The sequence below is a fragment of the Paenibacillus sp. FSL M8-0212 genome (assembly GCF_038004645.1).
Classification (GTDB): Bacteria; Bacillota; Bacilli; order Paenibacillales; family Paenibacillaceae; genus Paenibacillus.
Genome location: NZ_JBBORP010000001.1, coordinates 561,342 through 583,599 on the forward strand (window position 1 = coordinate 561,342; position 22,258 = coordinate 583,599).

23 protein-coding genes are annotated in these 22,258 nt (G+C 48.0%); 3 read left to right on the plus strand and 20 right to left on the minus strand.

Annotation, left to right across the window (positions count from 1 at the left end; all coding sequences use genetic code 11):
* Positions 1–85 precede the first annotated feature (85 nt).
* The 11 genes from MKX68_RS02445 to MKX68_RS02495 all read right to left on the minus strand — a co-directional run bounded on the left by MKX68_RS02445 (position 86) and on the right by MKX68_RS02495 (position 10,394).
* Positions 86–970, minus strand: a complete 885-nt coding sequence (locus MKX68_RS02445; RefSeq protein ID WP_340908795.1) for a serine/threonine protein kinase — start codon at positions 968–970, stop codon at positions 86–88.
* Positions 967–1,473: a GNAT family N-acetyltransferase gene (locus tag MKX68_RS02450; RefSeq protein WP_340908797.1), complete on the minus strand. Its 507-nt coding sequence runs from the start codon at positions 1,471–1,473 to the stop codon at positions 967–969. Before MKX68_RS02450 ends, MKX68_RS02445 begins: the two co-directional genes overlap by 4 nt.
* The gene (locus tag MKX68_RS02455; RefSeq protein ID WP_340908800.1) at positions 1,470–2,051 is read right to left on the minus strand and encodes a DJ-1/PfpI family protein; all 582 of its coding nucleotides are present in this window, start codon (positions 2,049–2,051) and stop codon (positions 1,470–1,472) included. The genes MKX68_RS02450 and MKX68_RS02455 overlap by 4 nt, the downstream gene beginning before the upstream one ends.
* A 214-nt stretch (positions 2,052–2,265) precedes the next feature.
* Positions 2,266–3,186: an SDR family oxidoreductase gene (locus tag MKX68_RS02460; RefSeq protein WP_340908803.1), complete on the minus strand. Its 921-nt coding sequence runs from the start codon at positions 3,184–3,186 to the stop codon at positions 2,266–2,268.
* Between the two features lie 68 nt (positions 3,187–3,254).
* Positions 3,255–4,583, minus strand: coding sequence for a F390 synthetase-related protein (locus MKX68_RS02465; RefSeq protein WP_249911298.1), 1,329 nt, complete (start codon positions 4,581–4,583; stop codon positions 3,255–3,257).
* Positions 4,580–5,440 carry an MBL fold metallo-hydrolase gene (locus MKX68_RS02470; RefSeq protein WP_340908806.1) on the minus strand — a complete coding sequence of 287 codons (861 nt, stop codon included), beginning with the start codon at positions 5,438–5,440 and terminating at the stop codon, positions 4,580–4,582. The genes MKX68_RS02465 and MKX68_RS02470 overlap by 4 nt, the downstream gene beginning before the upstream one ends.
* Entirely contained in the window at positions 5,434–6,429 is a 996-nt protein-coding gene (locus tag MKX68_RS02475) for an NAD-dependent epimerase/dehydratase family protein (RefSeq protein ID WP_340908809.1), read from the minus strand. The genes MKX68_RS02470 and MKX68_RS02475 overlap by 7 nt, the downstream gene beginning before the upstream one ends.
* Positions 6,426–7,718 (minus strand): ATP-grasp domain-containing protein, encoded by a 1,293-nt coding sequence (locus tag MKX68_RS02480; RefSeq protein ID WP_340908811.1) that lies wholly within the window; start codon positions 7,716–7,718, stop codon positions 6,426–6,428. The genes MKX68_RS02475 and MKX68_RS02480 overlap by 4 nt, the downstream gene beginning before the upstream one ends.
* Entirely contained in the window at positions 7,708–8,709 is a 1,002-nt protein-coding gene (locus MKX68_RS02485; protein ID WP_249911302.1) for a beta-ketoacyl-ACP synthase III, read from the minus strand. Before MKX68_RS02485 ends, MKX68_RS02480 begins: the two co-directional genes overlap by 11 nt.
* Before the next feature lie 156 nt (positions 8,710–8,865).
* The gene (locus MKX68_RS02490; protein ID WP_338592784.1) at positions 8,866–9,756 is read right to left on the minus strand and encodes a TIGR01777 family oxidoreductase; all 891 of its coding nucleotides are present in this window, start codon (positions 9,754–9,756) and stop codon (positions 8,866–8,868) included.
* A 116-nt stretch (positions 9,757–9,872) separates the two neighbouring features.
* A complete protein-coding gene (locus MKX68_RS02495) occupies positions 9,873–10,394 on the minus strand; it encodes a hypothetical protein (RefSeq protein WP_340908816.1) in 522 nt (173 codons plus the stop codon).
* A 167-nt stretch (positions 10,395–10,561) separates the two neighbouring features.
* On the opposite strand from MKX68_RS02495, the gene MKX68_RS02500 reads away from it, so the two are divergent.
* A complete protein-coding gene (locus tag MKX68_RS02500; RefSeq protein ID WP_340908818.1) occupies positions 10,562–10,936 on the plus strand; it encodes a BlaI/MecI/CopY family transcriptional regulator in 375 nt (124 codons plus the stop codon).
* Between the two features lie 9 nt (positions 10,937–10,945).
* On the plus strand, positions 10,946–12,262 hold the full coding sequence (locus MKX68_RS02505; protein WP_340908819.1) for a M56 family metallopeptidase: 1,317 nt from the start codon (positions 10,946–10,948) through the stop codon (positions 12,260–12,262).
* A 100-nt stretch (positions 12,263–12,362) separates the two neighbouring features.
* Here MKX68_RS02505 and MKX68_RS02510 read toward each other — a convergent pair whose 3' ends face one another.
* The 5 genes from MKX68_RS02510 to MKX68_RS02530 form a co-directional block, all read right to left on the minus strand.
* The gene (locus MKX68_RS02510) at positions 12,363–13,097 is read right to left on the minus strand and encodes a YdcF family protein (protein WP_340908821.1); all 735 of its coding nucleotides are present in this window, start codon (positions 13,095–13,097) and stop codon (positions 12,363–12,365) included.
* Between the two features lie 50 nt (positions 13,098–13,147).
* Entirely contained in the window at positions 13,148–13,699 is a 552-nt protein-coding gene (locus MKX68_RS02515; RefSeq protein WP_340908822.1) for a nucleotidyltransferase family protein, read from the minus strand.
* Between the two features lie 214 nt (positions 13,700–13,913).
* Positions 13,914–14,759 carry an AraC family transcriptional regulator gene (locus MKX68_RS02520; protein ID WP_340908824.1) on the minus strand — a complete coding sequence of 282 codons (846 nt, stop codon included), beginning with the start codon at positions 14,757–14,759 and terminating at the stop codon, positions 13,914–13,916.
* A 78-nt stretch (positions 14,760–14,837) separates the two neighbouring features.
* Positions 14,838–15,446: a DUF1349 domain-containing protein gene (locus MKX68_RS02525; protein WP_340908826.1), complete on the minus strand. Its 609-nt coding sequence runs from the start codon at positions 15,444–15,446 to the stop codon at positions 14,838–14,840.
* 177 nt (positions 15,447–15,623) lie between these two features.
* Positions 15,624–16,166, minus strand: coding sequence for a hypothetical protein (locus tag MKX68_RS02530; protein WP_340908828.1), 543 nt, complete (start codon positions 16,164–16,166; stop codon positions 15,624–15,626).
* 157 nt (positions 16,167–16,323) lie between these two features.
* On the opposite strand from MKX68_RS02530, the gene MKX68_RS02535 reads away from it, so the two are divergent.
* Positions 16,324–16,590: a SunI/YnzG family protein gene (locus tag MKX68_RS02535; RefSeq protein WP_340908831.1), complete on the plus strand. Its 267-nt coding sequence runs from the start codon at positions 16,324–16,326 to the stop codon at positions 16,588–16,590.
* 147 nt (positions 16,591–16,737) lie between these two features.
* On the opposite strand, the gene MKX68_RS02540 is transcribed toward MKX68_RS02535, so the two are convergent.
* From MKX68_RS02540 to MKX68_RS02555, 4 genes are read right to left on the minus strand one after another with little or no spacing between them, the layout of a single operon-like run.
* Complete coding sequence (locus MKX68_RS02540) at positions 16,738–17,700, minus strand: glycosyl hydrolase (protein WP_445671059.1); 963 nt, start codon at positions 17,698–17,700, stop codon at positions 16,738–16,740.
* Positions 17,701–17,728: 28 nt separating this feature from the next.
* Positions 17,729–18,739: a carbohydrate ABC transporter permease gene (locus MKX68_RS02545; RefSeq protein WP_190945116.1), complete on the minus strand. Its 1,011-nt coding sequence runs from the start codon at positions 18,737–18,739 to the stop codon at positions 17,729–17,731.
* A gap of 28 nt (positions 18,740–18,767) precedes the next feature.
* Positions 18,768–19,667 (minus strand): carbohydrate ABC transporter permease, encoded by a 900-nt coding sequence (locus tag MKX68_RS02550; RefSeq protein WP_091032970.1) that lies wholly within the window; start codon positions 19,665–19,667, stop codon positions 18,768–18,770.
* Complete coding sequence (locus MKX68_RS02555) at positions 19,664–22,249, minus strand: DUF5696 domain-containing protein (RefSeq protein ID WP_340908838.1); 2,586 nt, start codon at positions 22,247–22,249, stop codon at positions 19,664–19,666. The genes MKX68_RS02550 and MKX68_RS02555 overlap by 4 nt, the downstream gene beginning before the upstream one ends.
* Positions 22,250–22,258: the final 9 nt, after the last annotated feature.

The following is a 22,258-nucleotide window of genomic DNA, read 5'->3' on the forward strand; positions in this document are numbered from 1 at the left end:
ACCCCCTTAATAATTTCCATTATACGGGATTTCACACACACATACGAATGGATTTTGCATATTTGCGAAAATCAGTTCCACTCACTCATTGACCTTTAATCGCAGCTTGTTTCCAAGCCTCACCAAGTTCCGCAATCGTTGCATACCGCTCGGATCGATCGGCGCTCACTGCACGCATCACAACCTGATACAACGCTTCTCCGGCATCCCATCTGGCATAGGAACGATCTTTCTCCCCGCCCAGCAACCCAAACGCCATTGCCCCCATGTTGAATACATTGGTAACCGCATCTATGGGCGCGCCTAGCTCAAATTCTTCGGGAGACATAAAGCGGGAAGATCCCCACATACGCCCCATCGTATTGGTAAAAGAGCCCTTCCGATACAAGTCGATATCACAAATTTTCATCAAGTGTTTGTCAAAATCATAGATCAGACTGCCATCATACAGATCCACAGCCACATAACCTCTTCGTTCCACCTTAATATGAAAATTCAATATCTGCTCCATTGCCTGAATACGTGTCTTCACTGGAAGCTGTCTGAACCGGTAGTAGGGCGAACGTGGATCTTCATACTTGGCTGGAGGCGGAAAATACCAATGGGAGTGCAGACACTCCCCATCTACCCAATCGAAGACACAGGCATAACCCTCATCCGTTGCAAAATGATCCGTTAGTCGAATCAACGTGTCATGTGCCAAATCTTCGTAAACGGAAACACATGATTTCAGATTAAGAATGGCTTCCGGGGGACTTCCCGTATGATTCGCATGAATTGTATGTGCTCCCGCATACTTTACAAACAATCTCTTTCCATCCTTTTGCATAATACCGAAGGAGAGATTCCCTGAATCTTGCTGATCGAATACGCGAAAGACCGTACCCAAGGGCTGTAACCAATCGAAAGAATGAGACTCTTTTAAGACAAAGGAAACACCATCGATCTCAAGTTCAACATAGTCTGTCATCGGACTCCTCCTGTGGTGATATCTTCATTCAATGTTGAATGCTCCGTATAAAAGTAATTCATATGCGCCTCATCATATCCCTGACCGTTGACTTCCAATGCGTTGCGCTCGATGCCATAAACTTCAAATTCATATCGCTCGTATAAACGTCGGGCTGATTCATTGGTTGTCACTACACTCAGATTAATCTGCTTGATGCCCTCCAGATGTCTTCCCCGATCCAGCACCTCGCGGAGCAAACGCGAAGCCAGCCCACTTCCCCGATATGGCGGAGCAACATAGACGCCCCAGATCATGCCTTTGTGCCTGAGTTTCAGGCCGTGTTCATTATGTATGCGTTCCTGTACTTCATTCATGGGGATCTGAACGGATAATTCGAACGAAGCCCCGAAGGCTTCAGGGTGTGTTTTCAGTGCCTCCAGTCGAAAAGGCCAGTAGATGTCTGCTTCATCCCGCTGAATATTACGAATGATATAGGTCTCTTGCTTTCGATCTTCGTTCATTCTTCGACCACTCCCTGCATTTCATAAGGATAATCGATCTGAATTTTTACATTCGCTGCCGCTTCCTGTCCTGCAAGCAACCCAACAACATAAATCCCCAGATCAATGGACGTGGCTACTCCACCGGCCGTAATGACATTTCCATCTTTTACAATCCGCTTTTGAATCACCTCATCGACATACGGCTCAAGCAAATCATATGCATAGGGATGTGTTGTTGCTTTTTTACCGGATAAAAAACCAGCTGCACCCAGCAGCAGAGAGCCTGTGCATACCGAAACCTTCAAAGGTACAGACGCAGCCTGTCTCAGCCAACCTACAAATGCCTCGTCATATCGAAGCTTGCGCGTTCCCATGCCCCCGGGGATGAACACGAGATCATATTCCGACAGGTCTGGCTTCACTCGATCCACTTTCAACGTTAGACCAGACTCATCCGTGACCTGATCTGTCATTGCACAGGTTTCCCACGTCGTTCCTTTGGTAGGTTCAAAGAAATTCAACCGATTGATCACATCATAAAACCCTGCAAAATCAAGGAAAGTCAGTCCATCAAACAAAACGAATGCAATTTTCATTGGTAACCTCCGCGTTTTAATTTGGAGCATCCTGATTAAGTTTCTGATTCCGATCCCGTTCCATCGCTTCCTTCACCCAATCACGTTCCGGCAGCTTGCTGTTGATTCGAAAGAGCAGAACCACAATCGCAAGAAGTAAAATAATAACGATGAATTCGAAGATGGTTAATCCCTCCCTTTCGGAAATTCTGCAATCGTGAATCGTACCTTATCTCTATTTTAATCCACGGGCAATGATCCACTCCAGCCACTTCCAGGGTAACACGGCTTTGCCTATGATGAGCACACGCGAACCTTTTCCGAGCGCATACCGAAGCCTTGGTGCACGCATCCGGGCAATTCGGCCGATCAGATCAGCAACCTCCTGTGGATCAGGTGCCGTCTCGCTTGCAAGTTGGGAATAACGAAGAACCGAATCCAGCTTATGCTTATACGGGGAGTCCTCGCTGCGGTGAATCTCACCCAAACCTTTATTCCAGATCGGCGTACGATAAGCGCCGGGTTCAACTAATACCACACGAACGCCGAACGAAGACATCTCATGCCGCAGGCTTTCCGTGAATCCCTCCACAGCGAATTTGGAGGCAGCATAAGGCGCATACCCTGGAAAACCGGATAACCCACTTACACTGGACAAGTTAATAATCAGCCCCTGCTTCTGTTCACGCATCACAGGCAGGACCGCACGTGTCACGGCGATTAATCCAAACAGATTCGTTTCCATCTGGCGCCGCCAATCCTCCATTGACACTTCCTCAATGAACCCGCCAACCGCAAATCCCGCATTGTTCACCAACATGTCGATTCGGCCACTATTAAGAAGTACGGACCCCACAGCTTTTTGCACCGATTCAGCATCGGTCACGTCCAGTTGCACATATTGCAAACGTTTAGCTACCCCCGCCTGTTCAGCGAGCTTCACCAATTCTTCTCTTCGACTCAGATCACGCATTGTAGCAACAATGCGATACCCCTGCTTGGCAAGGGTGATTGCGGTGAGCATACCAAAACCACTGGAGGTACCTGTAATTAAGGCCACAGGAGCGTTTGCTCCCTCCTTTGTCTTCTTTACTGCATCAAGACCCGTGTTAATTTGTCCCTGCCCGTCCTTTGTTAAGTGTTCCTCTGCTGTCACGGTGTGTCCTTCTTTCCTCGGTAAATTACTTACTTCCGTTCCTACCTATACCGCATGGCCCCTGCTGCTTAATCCGCCACTCCGTTATCTCGTCTCTCCACCCTGCGCAGCTTCGTGATTCCCGGTTCGAACGTATATGGAACAAATCTAATTTCAGGTAAGGTGCATTCAAGCCGCTCTCCCAGCTTCATCAGTTCCCCCCGTACATCTGTCTCAACCTGAGCCATCACTGCGCTCCCGCCAAGCCGAAGGGATACTTCCATTGTTCCGTCTCCTTGCTGCACCACACGATAATGTTCAATATCCGGCGAAGCCGCAATGACCGAACGGGTAACGAAATCCGGAAAGATCGGTACCGCCTCACCCGTATGTAGTTGTGTAAAATAAAGCGTGTCATCACAGCGGCCTTCAATCCGCTCAATGGCGGTAAACGGGGAACCACAGGCACATGGCATCGCCGCCTCTGTCAGAATATCATTCAACCGATATCGGATAATCGGCTGTGATGTTCTGGAGAAGTCCGTAATAATGGGCACGAACCGTCGGGTAGCGGGATCAATGAACTCTTTTTCAATATACACGATGTCTTCATTCAAATGCAGTGTGCCGTAGCGACAGGTCGCACCCAGAAATCCTTCCGTACACTGATAGACTTGATGAACGGTCTGTCCGAAGACCTGCTCCAGCACCTTGCGATCCAGGGGGTCCAGCACCTCGGCAACCGAGATGATTTTATCCGGTACAGCGGTCAGATGGCCCGCCATATAGGCGTCCGCCAACAGACGCAGCATAGATGGAGGAGCTACCCATACGGTAGGTTGGTAGGTTTCCAGCCGATTCACCAAGGTCTCCACACGCTCCAGCAGATCAAAATACTGAAACTGCAATTTGCCACGTTGCACCGATTCATACAGATTACTGTTGGCCCGCAGGAAAAACGCAATCTTGGCAGGTTTCCACAGTCCACCAGGCAGCAACTTAGCCAGCACCGTGCCCGTCCACGCATCCTGCTCCCGATCACTCACCAGAAATATACCCCGGTTTCCTGACGTGCCAGAAGACAATCCAACCGTCACGCCTTGAATGGAAGGTTTGAAGTCACGCGTTTCTTCACTTTCGCCTGCAAGAGCCAGCGCTTCGTCCTTGGTAATGCCCACCGTGTTCAGTGTATCGAAATGTTCCATCATGATCGATTTGTCAATCAACGGAAATCTTCTCCAGTCGGATGCGTTCACGCCGTCCCACCACTTCCGGTAAAAGGGGGATCGGGCACGGATCTGATGGACATGCCGAATAATCCGGCGCTCTTGCCAGCGCTCCAGTTGTTCTCGCGTTTTCCATGTTCGCAGCCCACGTGCGAGTGCATAATGAACCACAATACGAAAGGTACTACTCATCGTTTCGTCCCTCCTGCACCCCAAGCGTCCAGTACCTCTCGGCAATGACTCGGCACAATACGAATGTGTTGAAACTGCTGATGCAGCTGAACCAGCTTGTCAAAGTTACGATAGTATTCCTGTCGATTCGACATAATGATCCCAGCAAGAATGTTCGGTCTGCGCTGTTCACGAAAAGCCCGACTCGACCACACCGCGTCCGCGCACAGGAAATAGTCATGTTCTTCCGTACGCAAAAGTAGTCCCATCATGCCTTCTGCATGACCGGATACATCCACCCCCAGCAGACTGCCATCACCAAAGATGTCGTAGACCTCATCAAAAGGGAACTCTTTCCCCGCTCTCGTCCATCGCTCAGGCTGACACATAACAGGCCATGATCTGGCCATAAAATCCTCGGGCAACAACCCGGCAAGAAAACCTGCCTTTACAGCCGCAATTGGACCGAGTGAGCGCACAGCATCATAGGATCTTGGCAGATAGATGAATTGTGCCTCCGGGAAATCACGTACACCCGCGATGTGATCGCCGTGAAAATGCGAGAGGATGATATACCGAATATCCGAAGCTTTCAGTCCAATATGAGCCAAAAAATGAACGGCACTATCCTCTTCACGATAGACCACAGGTGTAATATGACGATACAGTGCGTTAGGCAAATGAGCCGTTTCCTCGAAAAAGCGGGAACTATATCCCGTATCCAGCAGGATCGGTCCATGTACGGGATGAATGATGCAGGCAAATCCTGCCGGGAAAGGCACCGGGCTCAACCGACCACCGCGCAACGTCAGAAACTCTGGATGTGTACAGTAACCCGCCGCACCCAAATATAGTTTCACCGGAGTTGTTGTCAGCATGATTCAGCCCTCCACCAGTCTGCAAATTGTTGCAATCCCTCTTCAATGGACACCCGAGGAATGTATCCCAATTGCTCCCGTGCATCCGTAATATCCAACGTCTGTGGGATGGATAAGGATCCGACTGTATACCGTGTCAACGCAGGTTCACCCAACGCAGGAATATAGCCATGAACTTGCTCCAGCAACGCTGCCACACCATATGCCATCCGATAAGGAATGTTTCGACGACGCAAGGGCATATCCAGCATACCAAACAGGCTGCTCACCAACTCACTGAACGCCCTTGGATCACCATTGGAGATATTGTAAGCTCTTCCGAGCGCTTCGTCAGAGGCATCGCGACACAATAATAGGGCATCCACCACATTATCCACACAGGTCAGATCGATTAAAGCCTGTCCACCACCGATCATGGGCACGCCCGATTTTGCGTTTGCTGCGACAATTCTGGGAAATAACGTCTGATCATACGGACCAAAGATCGCTCGCGGTCGAATCATGATCGACGGAAGTCCCTTCGCATGCCCCTCCATCACAACCTGCTCAGCGAGAAGCTTCGTGGCTGCATAATGATTGGCTGGTTTGGATGGCAACGGGTCATTCTCATGTACGTTATATCGCGGGTTGTAGTTAAAATATATACTTGGAGTCGAGACATGTATGAATCGCTGCACCTCATGATGTAGGCAGCCATCAATGAGGTTTTTTGTACCTTCTACATTGCTGCTGTAAAAGTCACGATATCTGCCCCATGGCGATGATAGTGCCGCACAGTGAAACACCACATCCTGCCCCGCACATGCTTCGTTTACTGAAGCCTCATCCCGTATATCTCCATTCAGGAATCGGATTCCTGCCAACTCAAGTTCTGCCCCAACTTTGGGCTGTCGGCCCATGCCAGTTACTTCCCATCCCTCTTGTGCAAGCCGTATCGCAAGGTGCCTGCCCAGACAACCCGTAGCTCCTGTAACCAATGCTCTGTTCATTGTTGTTCACCGTTCCATTCTATGTCGTGAGTCAAAGCTTCAGTCAGCGAGCACTTCTGCGATCTTGACAGACGCCATGCGGCTAGCACCACTGCGAATTGTTCAAATACAGGCTGGATATCCTGCCCTACATAAACCACATCCCTGGTGCCACGCCAAGCTGCTATCCATGCCCGGAACTTTCCTTTGCCGAAGATCTGCTGAACCCCGCTTCCCAGCATGGGAAGCATGAGCATGGCTTTGCTGCCCCGTGCGGGCGTGATCATTTTTCTTACTTTGACCAACGTCTCCGGTTCAGTCAGTGCACGCACCAAGTCATCTCCGGGGTGAAACAGATGAATCCCACTTGTTGCCCTCGGATTACACTCAATTGCGTATACTTGCCCATCCTGACCTTCTATAAAATCAAACCCAATCTGTCCACTAAAACCCGTTGCCTGGGCAAATTGTCTCACCCACGCAAGGGCACCCTCATGTTCCACCTGTTCAAAAAAAACACTGGCTCCCACGCTTCCTGTACGATAGCGACTGTCGTAAGTCGCATGTGCAACCAGTTGCCCTTCATGCGCTATGCTGTATGTACATAACATCTGACCAGGAATGTAGGCCTGTGCAACCCAAGGTGAACTAGATGATAATGCTACTTCGTCTGGAGGGTCGTTACGGAAATGTCGATGTTTCTTTTCGCTTACGTTTCCTTCCTGATCCGTCCCTGCCCTAGCCTCATCGTTCATGAGTGTTGGCATGCGAACTTTGGCTGCGAAGCGGGAATACACCGGTTTCCACACCCAATCTCCTACTTTTTCTAGAACAGACTGGGCTTCCATCCATTCCTGCCGACTGTGGATCAGACGTGTATCCGGAACAGAAAGACCGAGTGACCCTGCAAGCTGGATAAAATCATATTTATGATGCAGCTCATGCAGCTGCTCCAGAGTTGTAACCAGAACACGGCAATATGCACGCAATCTGTCTTCCCCTTGGGCAACATAGAAGACTTCTTCACACATCGGAATTAACAGGTCGATCTGCCAATCCTGTGCCAACCGTTCCAGCTCTGCCAGATAAGCACGTGTGTCATGACGCGGCGATGGGACCACAGCGCACTGTTCCACTGCACGAGATAATCTGGTCAGATGCTGTACGGCACTCTCCGCAACATAAACCCGATGGCCTGCCCGATGAAGCATGCGTGCCAGATCAAGCGTTACGGGAGCCCTTCCGCCTGTAAGCAGCACACGGAGAGAAGCAGCTGTACGATGTCTGGTTTCCCCAGATCTAGTAGTCAAAAATGAGTCCTCCCAATGATAATCCGGCAGCCGTGCCAATCATCAACACCCGATCTCCACGCTGAATACGCTGTTGTCTAATCGCTTCATGCAGACCCATTGGGATCGATGCCGCAATTGTATTGCCGTGATTTCGTGTGATGTCCATAAACCGATCTTCAGGAATGCCAAGCTTCTTGCGAATCAGTCTCATCGCCATGGCACTTCCCTGATGAGGAATGACCAATTGGAAATCCTCCATTCGATTCCCGGTCGCTTGCAACATATCGCGGATGAATCCAGGCAAAAGTCTGGAAGCCATGCGGAAGATCGCCTGTCCATCCATATGAAATAGGTAGGGTTCAGGCTGATCTGCTTTATAATTCGAAGCATGCATCCGTGTACCTCCACCTGCAATTTCCGAGAAGCGAGCACCTCGGCTGTAGGTTTGAAGGGAAGCATGTACAATCTGAGAGGATGACCCTTCAGGCGAACGCTCAATAATAACAGCGGCCGCTCCATCTCCGAACAGGGCCGCACTTTCTTTATCCGACCAATTCAATCCGGCGGAGGCAATCTCGGTGGCTACGAGCAGTACTCGCTGGTAACGTCCGGCATCTACCATATAGGAGATCACATCTAGTCCGTTCAGGAAACTCAGACAGGTTGCATCCATATCAAAGGCAGGTACGCCCGAATCTTGCTGCCCCATGGCCTGCTGGATAAACACCGCCGTACTTGGCAACGGTTGTTCCTTCGTGCCACTGGTACACACCAGGCAGTCGATATCACTGAATTGCAACCCTGCATCCGCCAGTGCAGCTTCCGCAGCCCGCGCACCCATGAAAGAGGAGGTTTCTTCACCCGAAGCATAATGGCGTACACCTACGCCTGTGGCTTTGCTGACCCAGCCCGCAGGCACGTCCAAGCGGCGATCCAGTTCCTCATCGGTGACTTCCTGTTCAGGCAGGTACTTCCCTGTTCCTGCGATCCTTACTCTTCTAAGTTGCATTTCCCCAACCTCTTTCTGTTCATCTGACTGATTTAAATGAAATTTACACCTCACCTTGAATGGCGAAACGCCATCAAAATAGAAGCTTTGAAATATACAATAAAAGGGCAGATGCCTCTGCCCTCCCTGTTGTGTTTTATTATTTATACTGTGTTGTCATTTCTTCTTATTCAGAATCTCGGCAAGAGCGGTATCTAGTGTACCGTATGTGAAAGTGAATCCTTCCCTCTCCATTCGTTCGGGAATCACCCAACGACTCTTGAGAACAAGTTCCGTCTCGGTCTGAATGAAACGTGCGCCCAGTTCAAGCATCCAGCGAGGAGAAGGTAGTCCGATCCGAACACCCATCTTTTCTCTCAGACGCGCCATTAGCTCCCGATTCGTCACCGGATGCGGAGAGGACGCATTGAACACACCATTCAAGTGTGGATGCTCTTGCATATAAATTACCATGCGAAAGAGATCCTCGATATGAATCCAGCTGAACTGCTGTGTTCCTGCGCCTTGCGATCCTCCCAGTCCAAAACGGACGAGGTTTGTCATGGGCACCATCACACCACCCTCGCCCAGCACAATTGCAATCCGCAGTGCAATCTGACGCGTAGACGGCAGACTGAATTCAAAGAAAGCCTGTTCCCACGCCTTGGCAACGTCGACCGAGAATCCGGAGCCAATCTCGCCCTCTTTTTCTGTCATGGGACGATCTTCAGCATGTCTGTATATGGTCGCCGTACTCGAATTAATCCATAATTCAGGAGGTTGATTACAAGCCAGGACGGCTTCGCCGAGAATGCGCGTTGTCCGGGTTCTGGATTCCAGAATGACTTTGCGATTCTCCTCCGTATAACGGCAGTTCACCGATTTACCTGCCAGGTTAATCAACATTTCTGCTTCTTCCAGTGCCTCTATGATTCCTGCACGATCCTCCCAAGCAATTTGACCGGGCTGACGCGAGATGATCAATACCTCATAACCCAGTTTCTTGAATCTTTGGGCAAAATCCTGTCCGACAAATCCTGTTCCACCAGCTAATACAACCTTCTTCACGGTATCCCCTCATTTCCCATACTGGGTAAAGAATTCGCAAGATATAGATTGGAATGTTTCTATGCATGCAAAATGCAGATATTAGATTAACACCGCCGGTGAGCCGTTAGTTTGATTTATTTCGCACCCAGGGAGGCGTACAAGCGATCCCGCTCTTCGATAGCCCATGCGTTTGCAGGGTTTTGTTCCAACTGATATCGGAGTTCATCATAAAAATCATGGATCATGAATCCGTCCGGCAAAGTCCCAAGCATCGCTGTAAAGTTGTACTCCGGCAGTGTTCTCTTTCCTTCACTGATCTGCTTCAGCCAGTCCATCCACTTCGCAAGAGTAAGCACTTCCTCCTGCCACAACTCGGCCTGTAACCCAAGCGCATCCTGAAGTTGCTCGTACGCCAATGGATCAGCGAAGGCGCGGCAAGCCTGAACAGCCAGTTCATACAACTCGGTCACTGCACGGCGTACCTCATGCTCAAGTTCGACCTCCAAGCCTCCCATGTAATCCTGAACCTGAATGCTCTGTCCATCATCGTATAATAGCGGTGCCTGGGCCAACAGGCGTACAATCTCTTCCATCTCGTACATTGAAACTCGCTGCTGCTCATAGAGAGCAGGTAATTGATATGCTGTAATGATCATTCACTCCTACATCGTTCTTCTATTAATGACCTATATTATAACATGGTTTGGCATTCATCTATCAGGATAACTTGACTATCCACTACAAGTTGTAGTAGTTTATACGTACTACGTAGTGTAGTAATACAATCGTTATGGACGCATAACGATGTTAAGGAGTGTTCACGGTGGACCAGATTCAAAAATTATCCGAAACAGAAATGGAATTAATGGTCGTTATATGGTCATGCGATCCACCCGTCACTTCAACAGAACTATTAGACATATTCGCTGATAAGGGAAAAGCGTGGAAAGCGCAGACTATGTCTACTTTTTTGTCACGGTTGGTGGATAAAGGCGCACTTACCTTCACGAGACGTGGACGAACCAATGATTATGTACCTCTTCTACAGCCCGAAGATTACAAACTACAGGAAACGCAGCATGTTCTTGATGGACTCTATCAAGGTTCAGTCAAGAATTTGGTTTCGGCCATGTATGACGGTGACAAACTTTCAGACGATGACATTTCAGAACTGAAAAAATGGCTTTCGGAAAAGTAGGTGCAGATGATGAACATCTTTTTTGAAATTCTGTGCAGCCTGACCGTGGCGGGAAGTATCGTTTCTGTTTGTATTTTGGCACTACGACTTATACCCGTATCTGTTTTTCCGACCAAGTGGCTCTACAGACTCGGTAAACTAGCTATCTTGTTTTATCTGTTCCCGGTATCTCTTGGCCTTTCATGGCTTTTGGATATGGCATTCCAAACGACATCAACTACACCGGGTACGGAGAATGCAACAGCTTCGCGCTTACTCGCAGGAACGTTTATCCCGGAACAAACCATTTCGGTAACTACAGCCTGGTTCTTGTTATTCGTATGGGGCATTGGAGTCATAGGTTTTTCTGCATGGCAGGTGTACTGTTATCGAAGATTTTTGAAAGAATTATCTCGTACACGTACCCCAATCCTCTGTCATAGTGAGGCAGCTATACAGTTACCATTAATCAAAGAGGCTTTGGGTCTCAAACGCAATATCACGCTTGCTCACAGCACTCTAGTACGAAGCCCTATACTGGTTGGCTTGTTTAAACCAACGATATATCTGCCACCCGAAAATACGGTGAAAATGGACATCAGCATGGTAATGCATCATGAGTTGGTACATCTAAAACATAAAGATCTGTGGGTCAAGGCTCTGACCTTGGGGGTTAGTGCACTGCACTGGTTCAATCCCCTGATTCATATGATTCGTCGGGACATTCATACTTGGAGCGAGTTGGCCTGTGATGAAGATGTGGTGAAAGAGATGTCCCACGAAGAACGAAGACGATATGGTGAGACAATTTTAAATGTGATGGCGGGAACCAAGAAAATGCCTGCTCAATTTTGTTCGTCCCTATCGGGTGAAGGCAAACAATTAAAAAGGAGATTGATGATTATGTTTAATGTAAAGAAACTGAAAAAGAAACATTGGATGATAGGTATGGGAGCCCTCCTGCTTATTACAGGTGTAAGTACGTCCACTGCCGTATGGGCATCAAACCACACAGTTAAAGTAGAGGCCCCTGCTACTGAAGCTGTGCCTGTTCCTTCTACTGATGGATCTTCTGAAATCGTAGCTTCTCCCAACAAGGTCGGAATTTCCGAAGCTGTAACTGCTCCTTCCACTTCCGAAACTCCTGAAATCGTGGCTCTCCCTGAGGATGAAGTTTCCGAAGCTGTGCCAGTTCCGTCTGCTACTGTACCTTTTACTACTAAACCTTCTGAGGCTAAAGTTGTAGAAGCAGCAACTGTTCCTTCTATGGGTGGATCTCCTGAAATCGTATCCGTCCCTTCCGAGGCCCAGGTCACCAAAGCTGTACCTGCTCCTTCAGAAAAATAACCTATCGTTAAGGATCAATAACATCCTTATATGCAAACAAGACGAAGCATAGATCATAGATCTCCAGCTTCGTCCTGTTTCCGTTTTTCTGTCATGTGCATTAGATAAATGTTTTGATCGTAGCAAAATATTCACGGATCATGTTGACCGGTTTCAGATAACCCGGTGACGGGGCCGATATGCCATATTCTGCCGCATAACCGTTCTTGGCAGCAATATATTTGGAGCGGAACATATGATAGTCACTGGTGACAATCATGATCTCAGGGTGCTCTAACCCGGATTCAAGAATGATTTTTTTGGAAAAGGCCAAATTCTCCTGTGTACTTGTGGAGCGATCTTCCATAATGACTTGAGCGGGGCTAATCCCCTGTTCAATTAGATAGTTTTTCATGGCGAGCGCTTCGGGAATGGATTCTCCAGGTCCCTGTCCACCCGATACAATGACCGGTGTCTGAGGATGACTGCGAATGTAGTCCAGACTGGCATCCAACCTTTGCTTCAGGGTCAATGACAATTCCGTTCCACGGATGCCTGAACCCAGAATAATGACATAGTCCGCTTCTTCCGGATCATTCGCACCAAGCTGTGTGAATACAAGCGCTTCTATGATGACAAATGAGACGGCAACCACGCCAAATCCGGTAAGGATAATCCGTTTCAAAATAACATGCTTCTGATAGTCAATCCGTCTTAGCACGATAAAAGCCACCGTGATCATTCCAAAAAACATGACTGCAAAACTTCGGCCCCAGAAGACCAGAAATGCCACAAAACATGCCAACAGGACAAGATCAATGATCAGTCCATTTTTGTGTAAGAACTTTTTTATCAAATCCGTAGACACTCCTTCTTGTACCCACTATTCCGCAAATCACTTATTATTCAAGCTGTTATTATCGTTAGTTTCGGCCATTGTTCCTGCCAGCGCTTCTTCTGTACTCTCTGATTATAATAGTCAGCATCCGTGAAAAACGGACTTTTGCGGACTATAAGATGATACAGATCATGCAAACCATGCGGAGCACAGATGTTCACCCGATCCTCTTCATCCAACTGTACTCCTATCGCAGTCACAACTTCTGGCCAATAGCGAAGAGCATCTTCAGTAGAATGATAAGGAACTGTGCCATTGCGCAGATGCATTCTCGCCTGATTTTTGACCGACCACTTCGAACTGCCCGTCTCCTCACGAAGCAGTTGTTCGAGCTGTATATCTCGCTCCTCACGCAAGTCTTGCGCATCATAATAGACAACATCAATATCGCTATGAAGTTCACGAAGATCATATCCATGCAGAACATCCCAGATGTAATTACGAATATATCCTGCGCCTATGTAACTTTGAGGCAAATGGAGACTACGAACTCTCCGCAGGTCATGCATTAATTGCTCGTGTTTGATGATCGTCTGAATGAAAAGGTCCTCATATAACATATCTGCCTCCTGCGGTTTACCTCATTGTCCTCTTATAGCTGTTAACCTTCATTCCAATATATCATGTTTACCTGGCTGCAATAAAATGAACAACGCTTGAACATCCTCTGTACAACTTCGAATCTCTGATTAATCACAACCAAATAACCCATAAACAGCTTCGGTTATCCGAATGTTTATGGGCTACAGTGATCGAGTTTGAAACGGTTAAAATTTATTTAATCGGTATCCAAATTTGTGGCGGTTGATTGGGCCCTGGGTATACTTCCAGCTCCGGCATATACGCGTGCTCATAAGGGTTGGATGGAAACCATTCCGAAATAATCCGTTTCCACAGAAGCTGCATACTCTCCGGCATCGGGCCTTCTACTTCAAATACACTCCATTTGGAAGCAGGGATGGTAAAGCTTGATAATCCTTCCGGTACTTCACCATCGTGAGTTGTAGCAATCCAGTATTGCATCTGTTTCTCCTGAATTTCGCTCTGATCCACAACGACACCGAGTAATCCTTGAATATCCCCATTGTTCAGTTCAAACAAACGATCCTCTGTACCGCTCGTCCACGCTTCCTGCCACATCTTCCCGATGCCTTGCAGATGTTCTCCATCTGCATATGAGAAAGTTTGCTCTACTCCGACCAACGTAAATTCGGGATGTTCAACGATTTTATATTTCATCGGTTCTGCTCCTTGTAGACTCACTTGAATAACCAGACGATTATACGATTGGACAGAGCTACTATTTTTGCGTGCTTCACTGGGTGCAATACCGTGTTGTCTCCGAAAGGCTTTGGAGAAAGATTCGGGTGTGTCGTAACCGTATTTAAGTGCCAAATCGATAATTTTAACATCACTCTGAAGCAGCTCATGTGCCGCCAAAGTCAATCGTCTGCGTCTTATGTACTCAGCTACAGTAACATCAGTTAATAAGGCAAAGGTACGTTGAAAATGAAAAGGAGAGATATGAGCCTGCGCTGCAATCTGCTCCATCGTCATATTTTCGAGCAAGTGGTCTTCCATATATTGAATAGCGACCTGTAATGCGTTGATCCAGTTCATGTGTTAATCACTCCTTGATGTCTAATATAACTGAAAAACAACGCCATAACCTGTCATGCTGTGCTCACATTTGTCCGATTATTTTACCCGCCGAACACTTCCGGTCACTCCATGTTGAAGCTGTACATTTGTAAAAGTAACCGTCGTCCCTTGCCCAATGGGGGATTGGGCCACAATGCCAACTTTGATCTCGTCCGGGCAGTCGAGTCCGAAATAACGAACCAGCTTCCACTTCTCTCCATCCTGAGAATAATGGAAAGCAAAGCTGTTGCCTGCCCGGGCTACACGTAAATAAGGCTTGTTAACGTCTACAGGTGCTGATACACAATCATCCGAGTTACCTCGAGTAACAACACTAAGAATAGACGGCTGTTCTTCAAAATACTCAAAGCAAACTTTAGCCCAATTCGTATCGTCCACCCTCACCATCAGGCAGCCCGAATCATACTGTTCTTTCATGTCCACCTGTACTCGAGTGACGATGCTGAAATCTCCCTTGACTATCGTATGTAAAAATGGAGCTGAAGCTTTCACTGGCTCACCACCCGGATCAATGAAAAAGTCACTGATTGGCGAAACGGTTATCGTTACTTTGCCGTCTTCAATGGACCAATCTGTTGGCTCGTTCAGCCATCCCAGGTTGGCAGATAATGTTTGACCTGAACAATGTTCGAATAGATTCGTCATGTGGCACACCCTTTGTGTTGGAGTATAAGTTCTCTAATTTCTCTATTTGTATTCGATATATAACATGGTTAATCCTGTAGCTTTTACTCAAATATCCCACCCTCGATATCGTACACTGATATCTCCGATGATCACTTCTTGCGATCGATGATAAAATCAAATTTCTTCATAACGGGCTCAGTCACGTGTGCACGATTGGATAATACGTTCGTCCCAGACCTGTACCTCAATATATCGTTCCGGCCCCTTATCACCTTTACGGTTCCATTCCTGAGGCCAACCATAGAACTGAATAACTTCCATGATTTCATCCTTGGTGTAGATCTGCTTACGATAAGGTTTAGCATCGTCAAACCTCATTGTTGGAAACAAGTCCCCGTAGGTAAAACTCACAACTTCAACTGGAAGGTCACCCCATGGAATAATTACATGATCGGGTTCTGAATACCAGGACAACAGCCATTCGCATGCACCGAGCGTCAGATAATGGGGATATGATTGTACCGGCTTCCCACCTTTGGCAACAAACTGCTCATAAGCCCTTTGTTCAAGTGTTTTGCGAATTGTCATGTAATCTGCGGGTCGCCGACTTGCAAAGATCCGTCCCTGAAGACGGATCTTCTGGGTAACTGTTTCTGCTTCATCCGCAGACAGGCTGGAGAGATTTCTGAAGGGACCAAGACTTTGTTCAAAATAATGATAGGCATTCCAGTTGTTCATACATTCTCCTCCTTTGCACAAGATAGATTTGGACTTTCGAAATCAGTTGATAGAGATCGTCACTCTTTATTATTAATAAGGTAATTTTATCCAAAATATGATAAACTGGACATACGATATTACTTCAATGATATGAATCACAACAGGAGGTCATCTTATGTTTGGTGTTAACGTGAAAAAAATAGAAGATCAACTGGTCATCCGGTGGCAGTTTTCCAAAATTGAAATTCCTATCGCACATATCACATCGGTCACCCTGGATGATACTTACGGTGGCAGCGAACCATCCGCCATTCGGATCGGTCCAGTCAATGGCATAAGCGAAAGGATTCTGATCCGCACGGTTAATCAATCGTATATTTTATTCACTTCCAGCGTGACTTTACATACCAATATCCAAGCTATGTTGCACCCGTCAAACTAGATTGTTGTTCAACTTCTCATGTTTCAGGGATGAGGCGTTCCATTGACATATGTGCGCTACCAACAAATGAAGCGTTAATATTCGCATGAATTCTTACAGCGAATACTAACGCTTCATTGATTCCAATTCAAGTTGGAAGCGAGATGCTTATAGCCAACTCCACTTCGGTAACTGATCGAGCGTAATAACCTCTGCGCTATGGTACACTTCCTTCAAAAATGCCACATCATTATGCGTCCCGTCTCTCAGGAATCCACCTGTCCAGGTACAGAACCAACTCCAGTGTACATCCTGCTCCTTCATCAACTTAGGGTCCGGGATGGAGCCGTTCTCGGCCAGAGCAATGATTTTGCTATCCTTCACAAGCTCACTCAGGTTGGTGTAACGCGCAGCCAACGGGCTGTGATCTCCTGCTTCAGGGTATACATCCACACTGACAATATCCACGACATCATCACCGGGATACCATTCCGGTTTTTCCGAGTTCCAGACCCAGATAAGATTGTGCAGCTGATGTTCTTGAACCAATCGATCATACAACAAACGATATAACTGTTTGGCAGGTTCAGGACCTTTTGCTCCCCACCAGAACCAGCCACCTTCTGCTTCATGAAGTGGTCGGAATAATACAGGTACACCCGCATCCTTCAACTCTTGCAAGTGGGCTGCAATCGCATCGATATCCCGAATCAATAACCGATATGCTTCCGATTCAGTATCAGCTAGCGCGGAGGCAATATCATAGGTTGTCGCATCCGTATAGAACCCCCGCCACCACTCTTTACCTGGTTCATCGATCAGATCCGTTGGTGCGTTCCAGTGCCAGCATAGCGTCACGATCCCGCCTTGTTTGTGCCAGTCTATCGCATCCCGAATCTCCTGGGAGACCGCACCACGCTCTGTTCTTGATGGCGAATATTCCATGAGATCAAAGCCAATCACAGCTGGCTTTCGGCCTGTATTTTCATTAATCCAGTTCAGATTGCTGTAGTCCTGCTGACCTGACAACATCCCTTTTCCATAACGCTTAACCAGAAACGTCATTAGTTCTCTCGCTTCAGGTGTCGCTGCTTCATTCACCGGAACACTGCTGATCTCACGCACTGTCATCTCTACACCTCCAACTGGATTTACCATGCTAACCTACAACCCCGGAGCGCTCAATACTCTCAACAAAATAACGTTGCACAAACAGATACAAAATAATCAGCGGTGCAATTGCCAGCAAGATGCCTGTATCCACGATCATGGCCACGTAATTCGGATCAGCCTTGATACCCGAGTTCGAACCAAAGCCCATCAGTTGCGGAATCAACTGGTTCGCCTGTGCAGGCAAGGAAGCTACCTTCAGTGAGATCAGTGGACTTTCACTCATGAATAACGCGGAGTAGAACGTATCGTTGTACTGCCATACAAACGAGAACAGAATGACCGTAATCAACGGTGAGATTGCATTGGGCAACATGATTCGGGCAAACGTTTTGAATCCGCCTGCGCCGTCAATCAGTGCAGCCTCCTCGATTTCCTTCGGCATTCCCTTGAAGAACTGACGGAAAATATAGATGAACAATCCCGCCTTCAGCCCTCCCGCTGTAGCGGCCGTAATCATAGAAGGCCAATACGTATTCAGCAGATTGATGCCATTCTTTCCCGTGAACAACTGGATAATGCCCATAAAGTCAAAGCTGCGGAAATGCAGATACATTGGCACCATAAGCGTGCTTGTCGGTACCAGAATTGTGAGAATCACCAGCACAAAGAGCACATTACTACCCGGAAACGAAAACCGGGCGAAGCCATATCCGGCAAGTGCACAGGATATCGCTGTCAGAAGCGTTGTGATGGTAACGAACAATAACGTGTTCGCCAGCAGAGGCAGGTAATCCATCACTTGCGCCGCAAGCCGAATATTATCCAATGTAAAATGCTGAGGAATCATATAAATCGTCGGATTGTAAATATCCTGCTTATCTTTGAACGCAACTGACACTTTGAGAAATAACGGATACAAAATAATAAATGAAATACCGATGACCAGTGCATATCTGAATATGGAATAGAGAAGGTCCGATGTTTTGTTTCGCACCCGATGCATGTGATAATTCTGCTTCGGAACTACCACCATGCGATCTGTCCCTGATGCAGCCATAATCTGAAGCCTCCCTTAATGTTAACCGTCAGTTGTAGTGAACCCGCCGTGACAAGACCCAGCCCACTACGATCAGTACAAGGCCAATCACCAGTGTATACAGCCAAGACATCGCCGAGCTTAAGCCAAAGTTCTGGGTTTTGAATGCAGTTTGGTAGATAGCCTGTGTGACTGGACTCCCGGCAAATGAATCAATGATCGTATAGATGACATTTGTCAGAATCAACGGACTGACCATGGGAAATGTAATTTTCCAGAATGATTCATAAGCTGTCGCCCCTTCGATCTTCGCAACCTCATACATCGATCCCGGTACCGATTGCAACGCAGCGAGGAAGATCAGAATCTGGACGCCAGAGCTGCTAATAATCTCATAGATCCGCATGATGGCTTCTACAATGTAATCCACATAGGCCATCGGCAATCCCACATCCGCCAGCATCCGTACAATGGACACCACATTGAACGAAGCACCGCCATCGGCTGATGCATCCACCGCACTTGCATCCCCCATCAGATTGATTAATCCCGCAGACTCAGCTGCTGCAACTGCACTGGAAGCCAGAATAACCGGCAGGAAAAAGATCGCACGTGCCATCGTTCTGCCTCTGAACTTCTGGTTAAGCAGTGTCGCCGTGAACAGACTGAAGAACAGAATCATCGGCACGTTAAGTACCATCGCTCCAACCGAATCGACCAGAATTCGGTTGAATGTAGCATCAACCAGAAGCGCATCCTTGAAATTTTTAAATCCGACATAGTCCAGAACGTACCCGCCTGGAGCAACGGACAGATTACTCAGACTGAACCGAATCGATTGCAGGAGCGGTGTGGCAAAGAGGAAGATGAAGCCGACCAACCACGGCGATATAAATGCAAGTCCAAGCAAAGCTCTCCGTGACTTCAGCGATAATCGAATGGTTCTCATCGGCTCACTCCTTCCACCACATAATCCGTCCCGCCAACTGTTGTTCCATCCACGGTAACTGCATCCGCATTGTAATTCACAAGGATAGATGTACCGCCAGTATAGATGATCCGGACCACGCCATCCTGAATGCGTTCATGCTTGAGAATCTGCTCGTTCGCCAGATTTCCCAGCACTTCATTGGCCTGCTTATACAAGGCAACGGCTTCATCCACCCAATAGCTGTACTCCGTTGCGTATGCCAAATCATAATTCGTCAGCTTCAGCCTGGATGATGGTTCATAGGTCCATTGAAAAAATGGAGCTGCCCCAAGCTCCAGGCTGCGCAGTAACTGTTTGCGGAGATCCTGATCCCCCGATGTGTTCATCGGAGATGCCGCATAGTTCATGTATCCATGAATGACCATCGCATAAAACGGAACTTCTTCATCGGTAATATTGAACCGACTCGACCCTGCGGGTACATTCACAACATGTTGTGCACTACCCCAAGCGTAGCTATTTGCGGCAGATATCATCAGGTTCGGATAGGACTGTGCCAACTTGCCAAGTTGCTCCTTCACAATGTTTTTCGCCGTCTCCCGATGAATCACCCGACTATCTCGGTAATCGGAAGTCAGGACCTGCCCGAGATCACGAAGGGATAATCCACCAAGGCCCAGTTTATTGAATTTGTCTGCAAACTCACTCACCACATAAGGAAGCTTGGCCGCTGAGAGCAAATAATAGCTGTCCCTACTCTGATCCATGCGATTAAGCGCAGGATTGTATGGATACAGTTCTGCTGTCTCCTTTGTGACAAACCGCGCCGCATCCGAGGAAGGAGCAAAACGCATATCATCGTGATAAATGTGCTGGAAAGCCACATCCGGGAACAGAGCTCCACCCGACTGCTCCAGCTTGGCGGACAACGCTTGTAGCTGAGAACGACTGCCTACTTCACTGTCCAACTTCACCCGGGTTGGCGTATGATGACTGATGCCACCGCCGAACCATCCCTGATAGCGCATTTGAACGCGGTTCACACCTTCTTGCTGTAACTTCGCCGCCATTTCGGTGGCCTGTTCGTACGTCGTCATGGCTAAGGTGGTCCGATAGGGCACGCTTAGGAACGAAGCCTTTTTGTCCACTGCACCAAGCACATCCACATAGAACGGCAACTCCGTCTGTTCTGCGAGTGGCTTCAGTACATCCTGCTTGATCAACTGCTGCTGATACAGGCGGGCCATGCCCGAGTAACTGGCATCTTCTCCATGAAGGAAATGATAACGGACCTGAATGTCTCCACGGAAAGGTTCTTCGCTAAGCAGCTGGATCTCCTGCATTTTCTGCGAGGTGTACATCTCCAGCTCATCCTCCCCCCGCAGGGAGAAGGTCGCGTGTACATGGTTGTAGCTATTCTGTCTGCCTCCAATATCCGCGGAGATACTGGCAATGCCATCCCCTTTTTCAATGACTGCAAACCAGGCATTTTCCCCGTTCTTCAGACCAAACACAGGCATATACGCGGATTCACTCACCTGAGGACGACTGAGCGAATTATCATTGGGGTCTGCTCCGTATACGCGCTGTACATACTGCTCTTCCTGGGTTTTCCCATTGTTCAGGTGGATCAGGCTGCCGGAACCGTCAGGTACGAGTATATAACCCTCGTCCTTTGTATCCGCAGCACCAAAATAAGCGAGCAAATCAATGTTCCGAATGCGGTATTGCCCATTTTCCTCTACCTGGCTCAGAGGCACGGTCACAACGAGTGCCCCCTGCTCAAGTCGATATTCCACAGAAATGACAAAGCTGGGCTTATCCGATACAGCTCCGCCTTCGACCCCGTTCTCCTGATTGTCAAAAGCCAGATCGTCCGCCGTGTAACCCGCCGTCTCAAAGGCTCCCAGCATCTTGTTCAGCACAAGCTGCTTCGAAATCTGTCCATCCAGCCGTTCCAGAATATCCGGATTGTTCTTGGTTGGATAATAACGGGCAGATGTGTACCTTGCGACAGTAGCATCTAGCTTGGAAAGCACTTTCTCATCCAGACGCTGTTTGCTAATCAGTTTAGGCAGCGCGTCAATGCCAAGTGACGTATCACCAAGTGTATAGTTAACCCGAATTCCTTGATCGATCTGACCCACTGTGAATTGTTTGTTGCTAATACTCGAACTGAAGTTTGGAAAGTTCTCCAGTGTGCCCATCGAATCCCGGAAAGACACGTTCAACTGGGAGGACAGCACATCTTTTTCATATGCAGAAGCGAGACTGTCCTCAGCCCGTTCTTTCGGATTGCTGTACCAAATCTCTCCACTTTTCCCATCCCGTACTGCAATTTCCGTTGTCTCCTCGTTATAGTACAGGGCCAACCCCTGATCCTCGGCGACCAACTGCATACCAGGTACACCCTGCGAAGAGTCGCTAAGGAACTGCAACGGGTCCTCCGTGACGGGCATGGCTCTGGTTGTCGTATCCAGATAAGCCGCGGCTTCTACGGCAGGAACCCCCCTGTTGTTTATATACAGCAGCCCGGCTGCAATCATGATCACAGCTGTACCACCAGCCAGCACCGTATATAATCGTTGCCTTTTGTTCACGGATGCCGC

Excerpts from the sequence above, each read along its gene's own strand:
- MKX68_RS02445 (WP_340908795.1), bottom strand. The coding sequence starts at position 970 with ATGACAGACTATGTTGAACTTGAGATCGATGGTGTTTCCTTTGTCTTA.
- MKX68_RS02450 (WP_340908797.1), bottom strand. The coding sequence starts at position 1,473 with ATGAACGAAGATCGAAAGCAAGAGACCTATATCATTCGTAATATTCAG.
- MKX68_RS02455 (WP_340908800.1), bottom strand. The coding sequence starts at position 2,051 with ATGAAAATTGCATTCGTTTTGTTTGATGGACTGACTTTCCTTGATTTT.
- MKX68_RS02465 (WP_249911298.1), bottom strand. The coding sequence starts at position 4,583 with ATGAGTAGTACCTTTCGTATTGTGGTTCATTATGCACTCGCACGTGGG.
- MKX68_RS02470 (WP_340908806.1), bottom strand. The coding sequence starts at position 5,440 with ATGCTGACAACAACTCCGGTGAAACTATATTTGGGTGCGGCGGGTTAC.
- MKX68_RS02475 (WP_340908809.1), bottom strand. The coding sequence starts at position 6,429 with ATGAACAGAGCATTGGTTACAGGAGCTACGGGTTGTCTGGGCAGGCAC.
- MKX68_RS02485 (WP_249911302.1), bottom strand. The coding sequence starts at position 8,709 with ATGCAACTTAGAAGAGTAAGGATCGCAGGAACAGGGAAGTACCTGCCT.
- MKX68_RS02495 (WP_340908816.1), bottom strand. The coding sequence starts at position 10,394 with ATGATCATTACAGCATATCAATTACCTGCTCTCTATGAGCAGCAGCGA.
- MKX68_RS02505 (WP_340908819.1), top strand. The coding sequence starts at position 10,946 with ATGAACATCTTTTTTGAAATTCTGTGCAGCCTGACCGTGGCGGGAAGT.
- MKX68_RS02515 (WP_340908822.1), bottom strand. The coding sequence starts at position 13,699 with ATGTTATATGAGGACCTTTTCATTCAGACGATCATCAAACACGAGCAA.
- MKX68_RS02520 (WP_340908824.1), bottom strand. The coding sequence starts at position 14,759 with ATGAACTGGATCAACGCATTACAGGTCGCTATTCAATATATGGAAGAC.
- MKX68_RS02525 (WP_340908826.1), bottom strand. The coding sequence starts at position 15,446 with ATGACGAATCTATTCGAACATTGTTCAGGTCAAACATTATCTGCCAAC.
- MKX68_RS02530 (WP_340908828.1), bottom strand. The coding sequence starts at position 16,166 with ATGAACAACTGGAATGCCTATCATTATTTTGAACAAAGTCTTGGTCCC.
- MKX68_RS02535 (WP_340908831.1), top strand. The coding sequence starts at position 16,324 with ATGTTTGGTGTTAACGTGAAAAAAATAGAAGATCAACTGGTCATCCGG.
- MKX68_RS02540 (WP_445671059.1), bottom strand. The coding sequence starts at position 17,700 with ATGACAGTGCGTGAGATCAGCAGTGTTCCGGTGAATGAAGCAGCGACA.
- MKX68_RS02545 (WP_190945116.1), bottom strand. The coding sequence starts at position 18,739 with ATGGCTGCATCAGGGACAGATCGCATGGTGGTAGTTCCGAAGCAGAAT.
- MKX68_RS02550 (WP_091032970.1), bottom strand. The coding sequence starts at position 19,667 with ATGAGAACCATTCGATTATCGCTGAAGTCACGGAGAGCTTTGCTTGGA.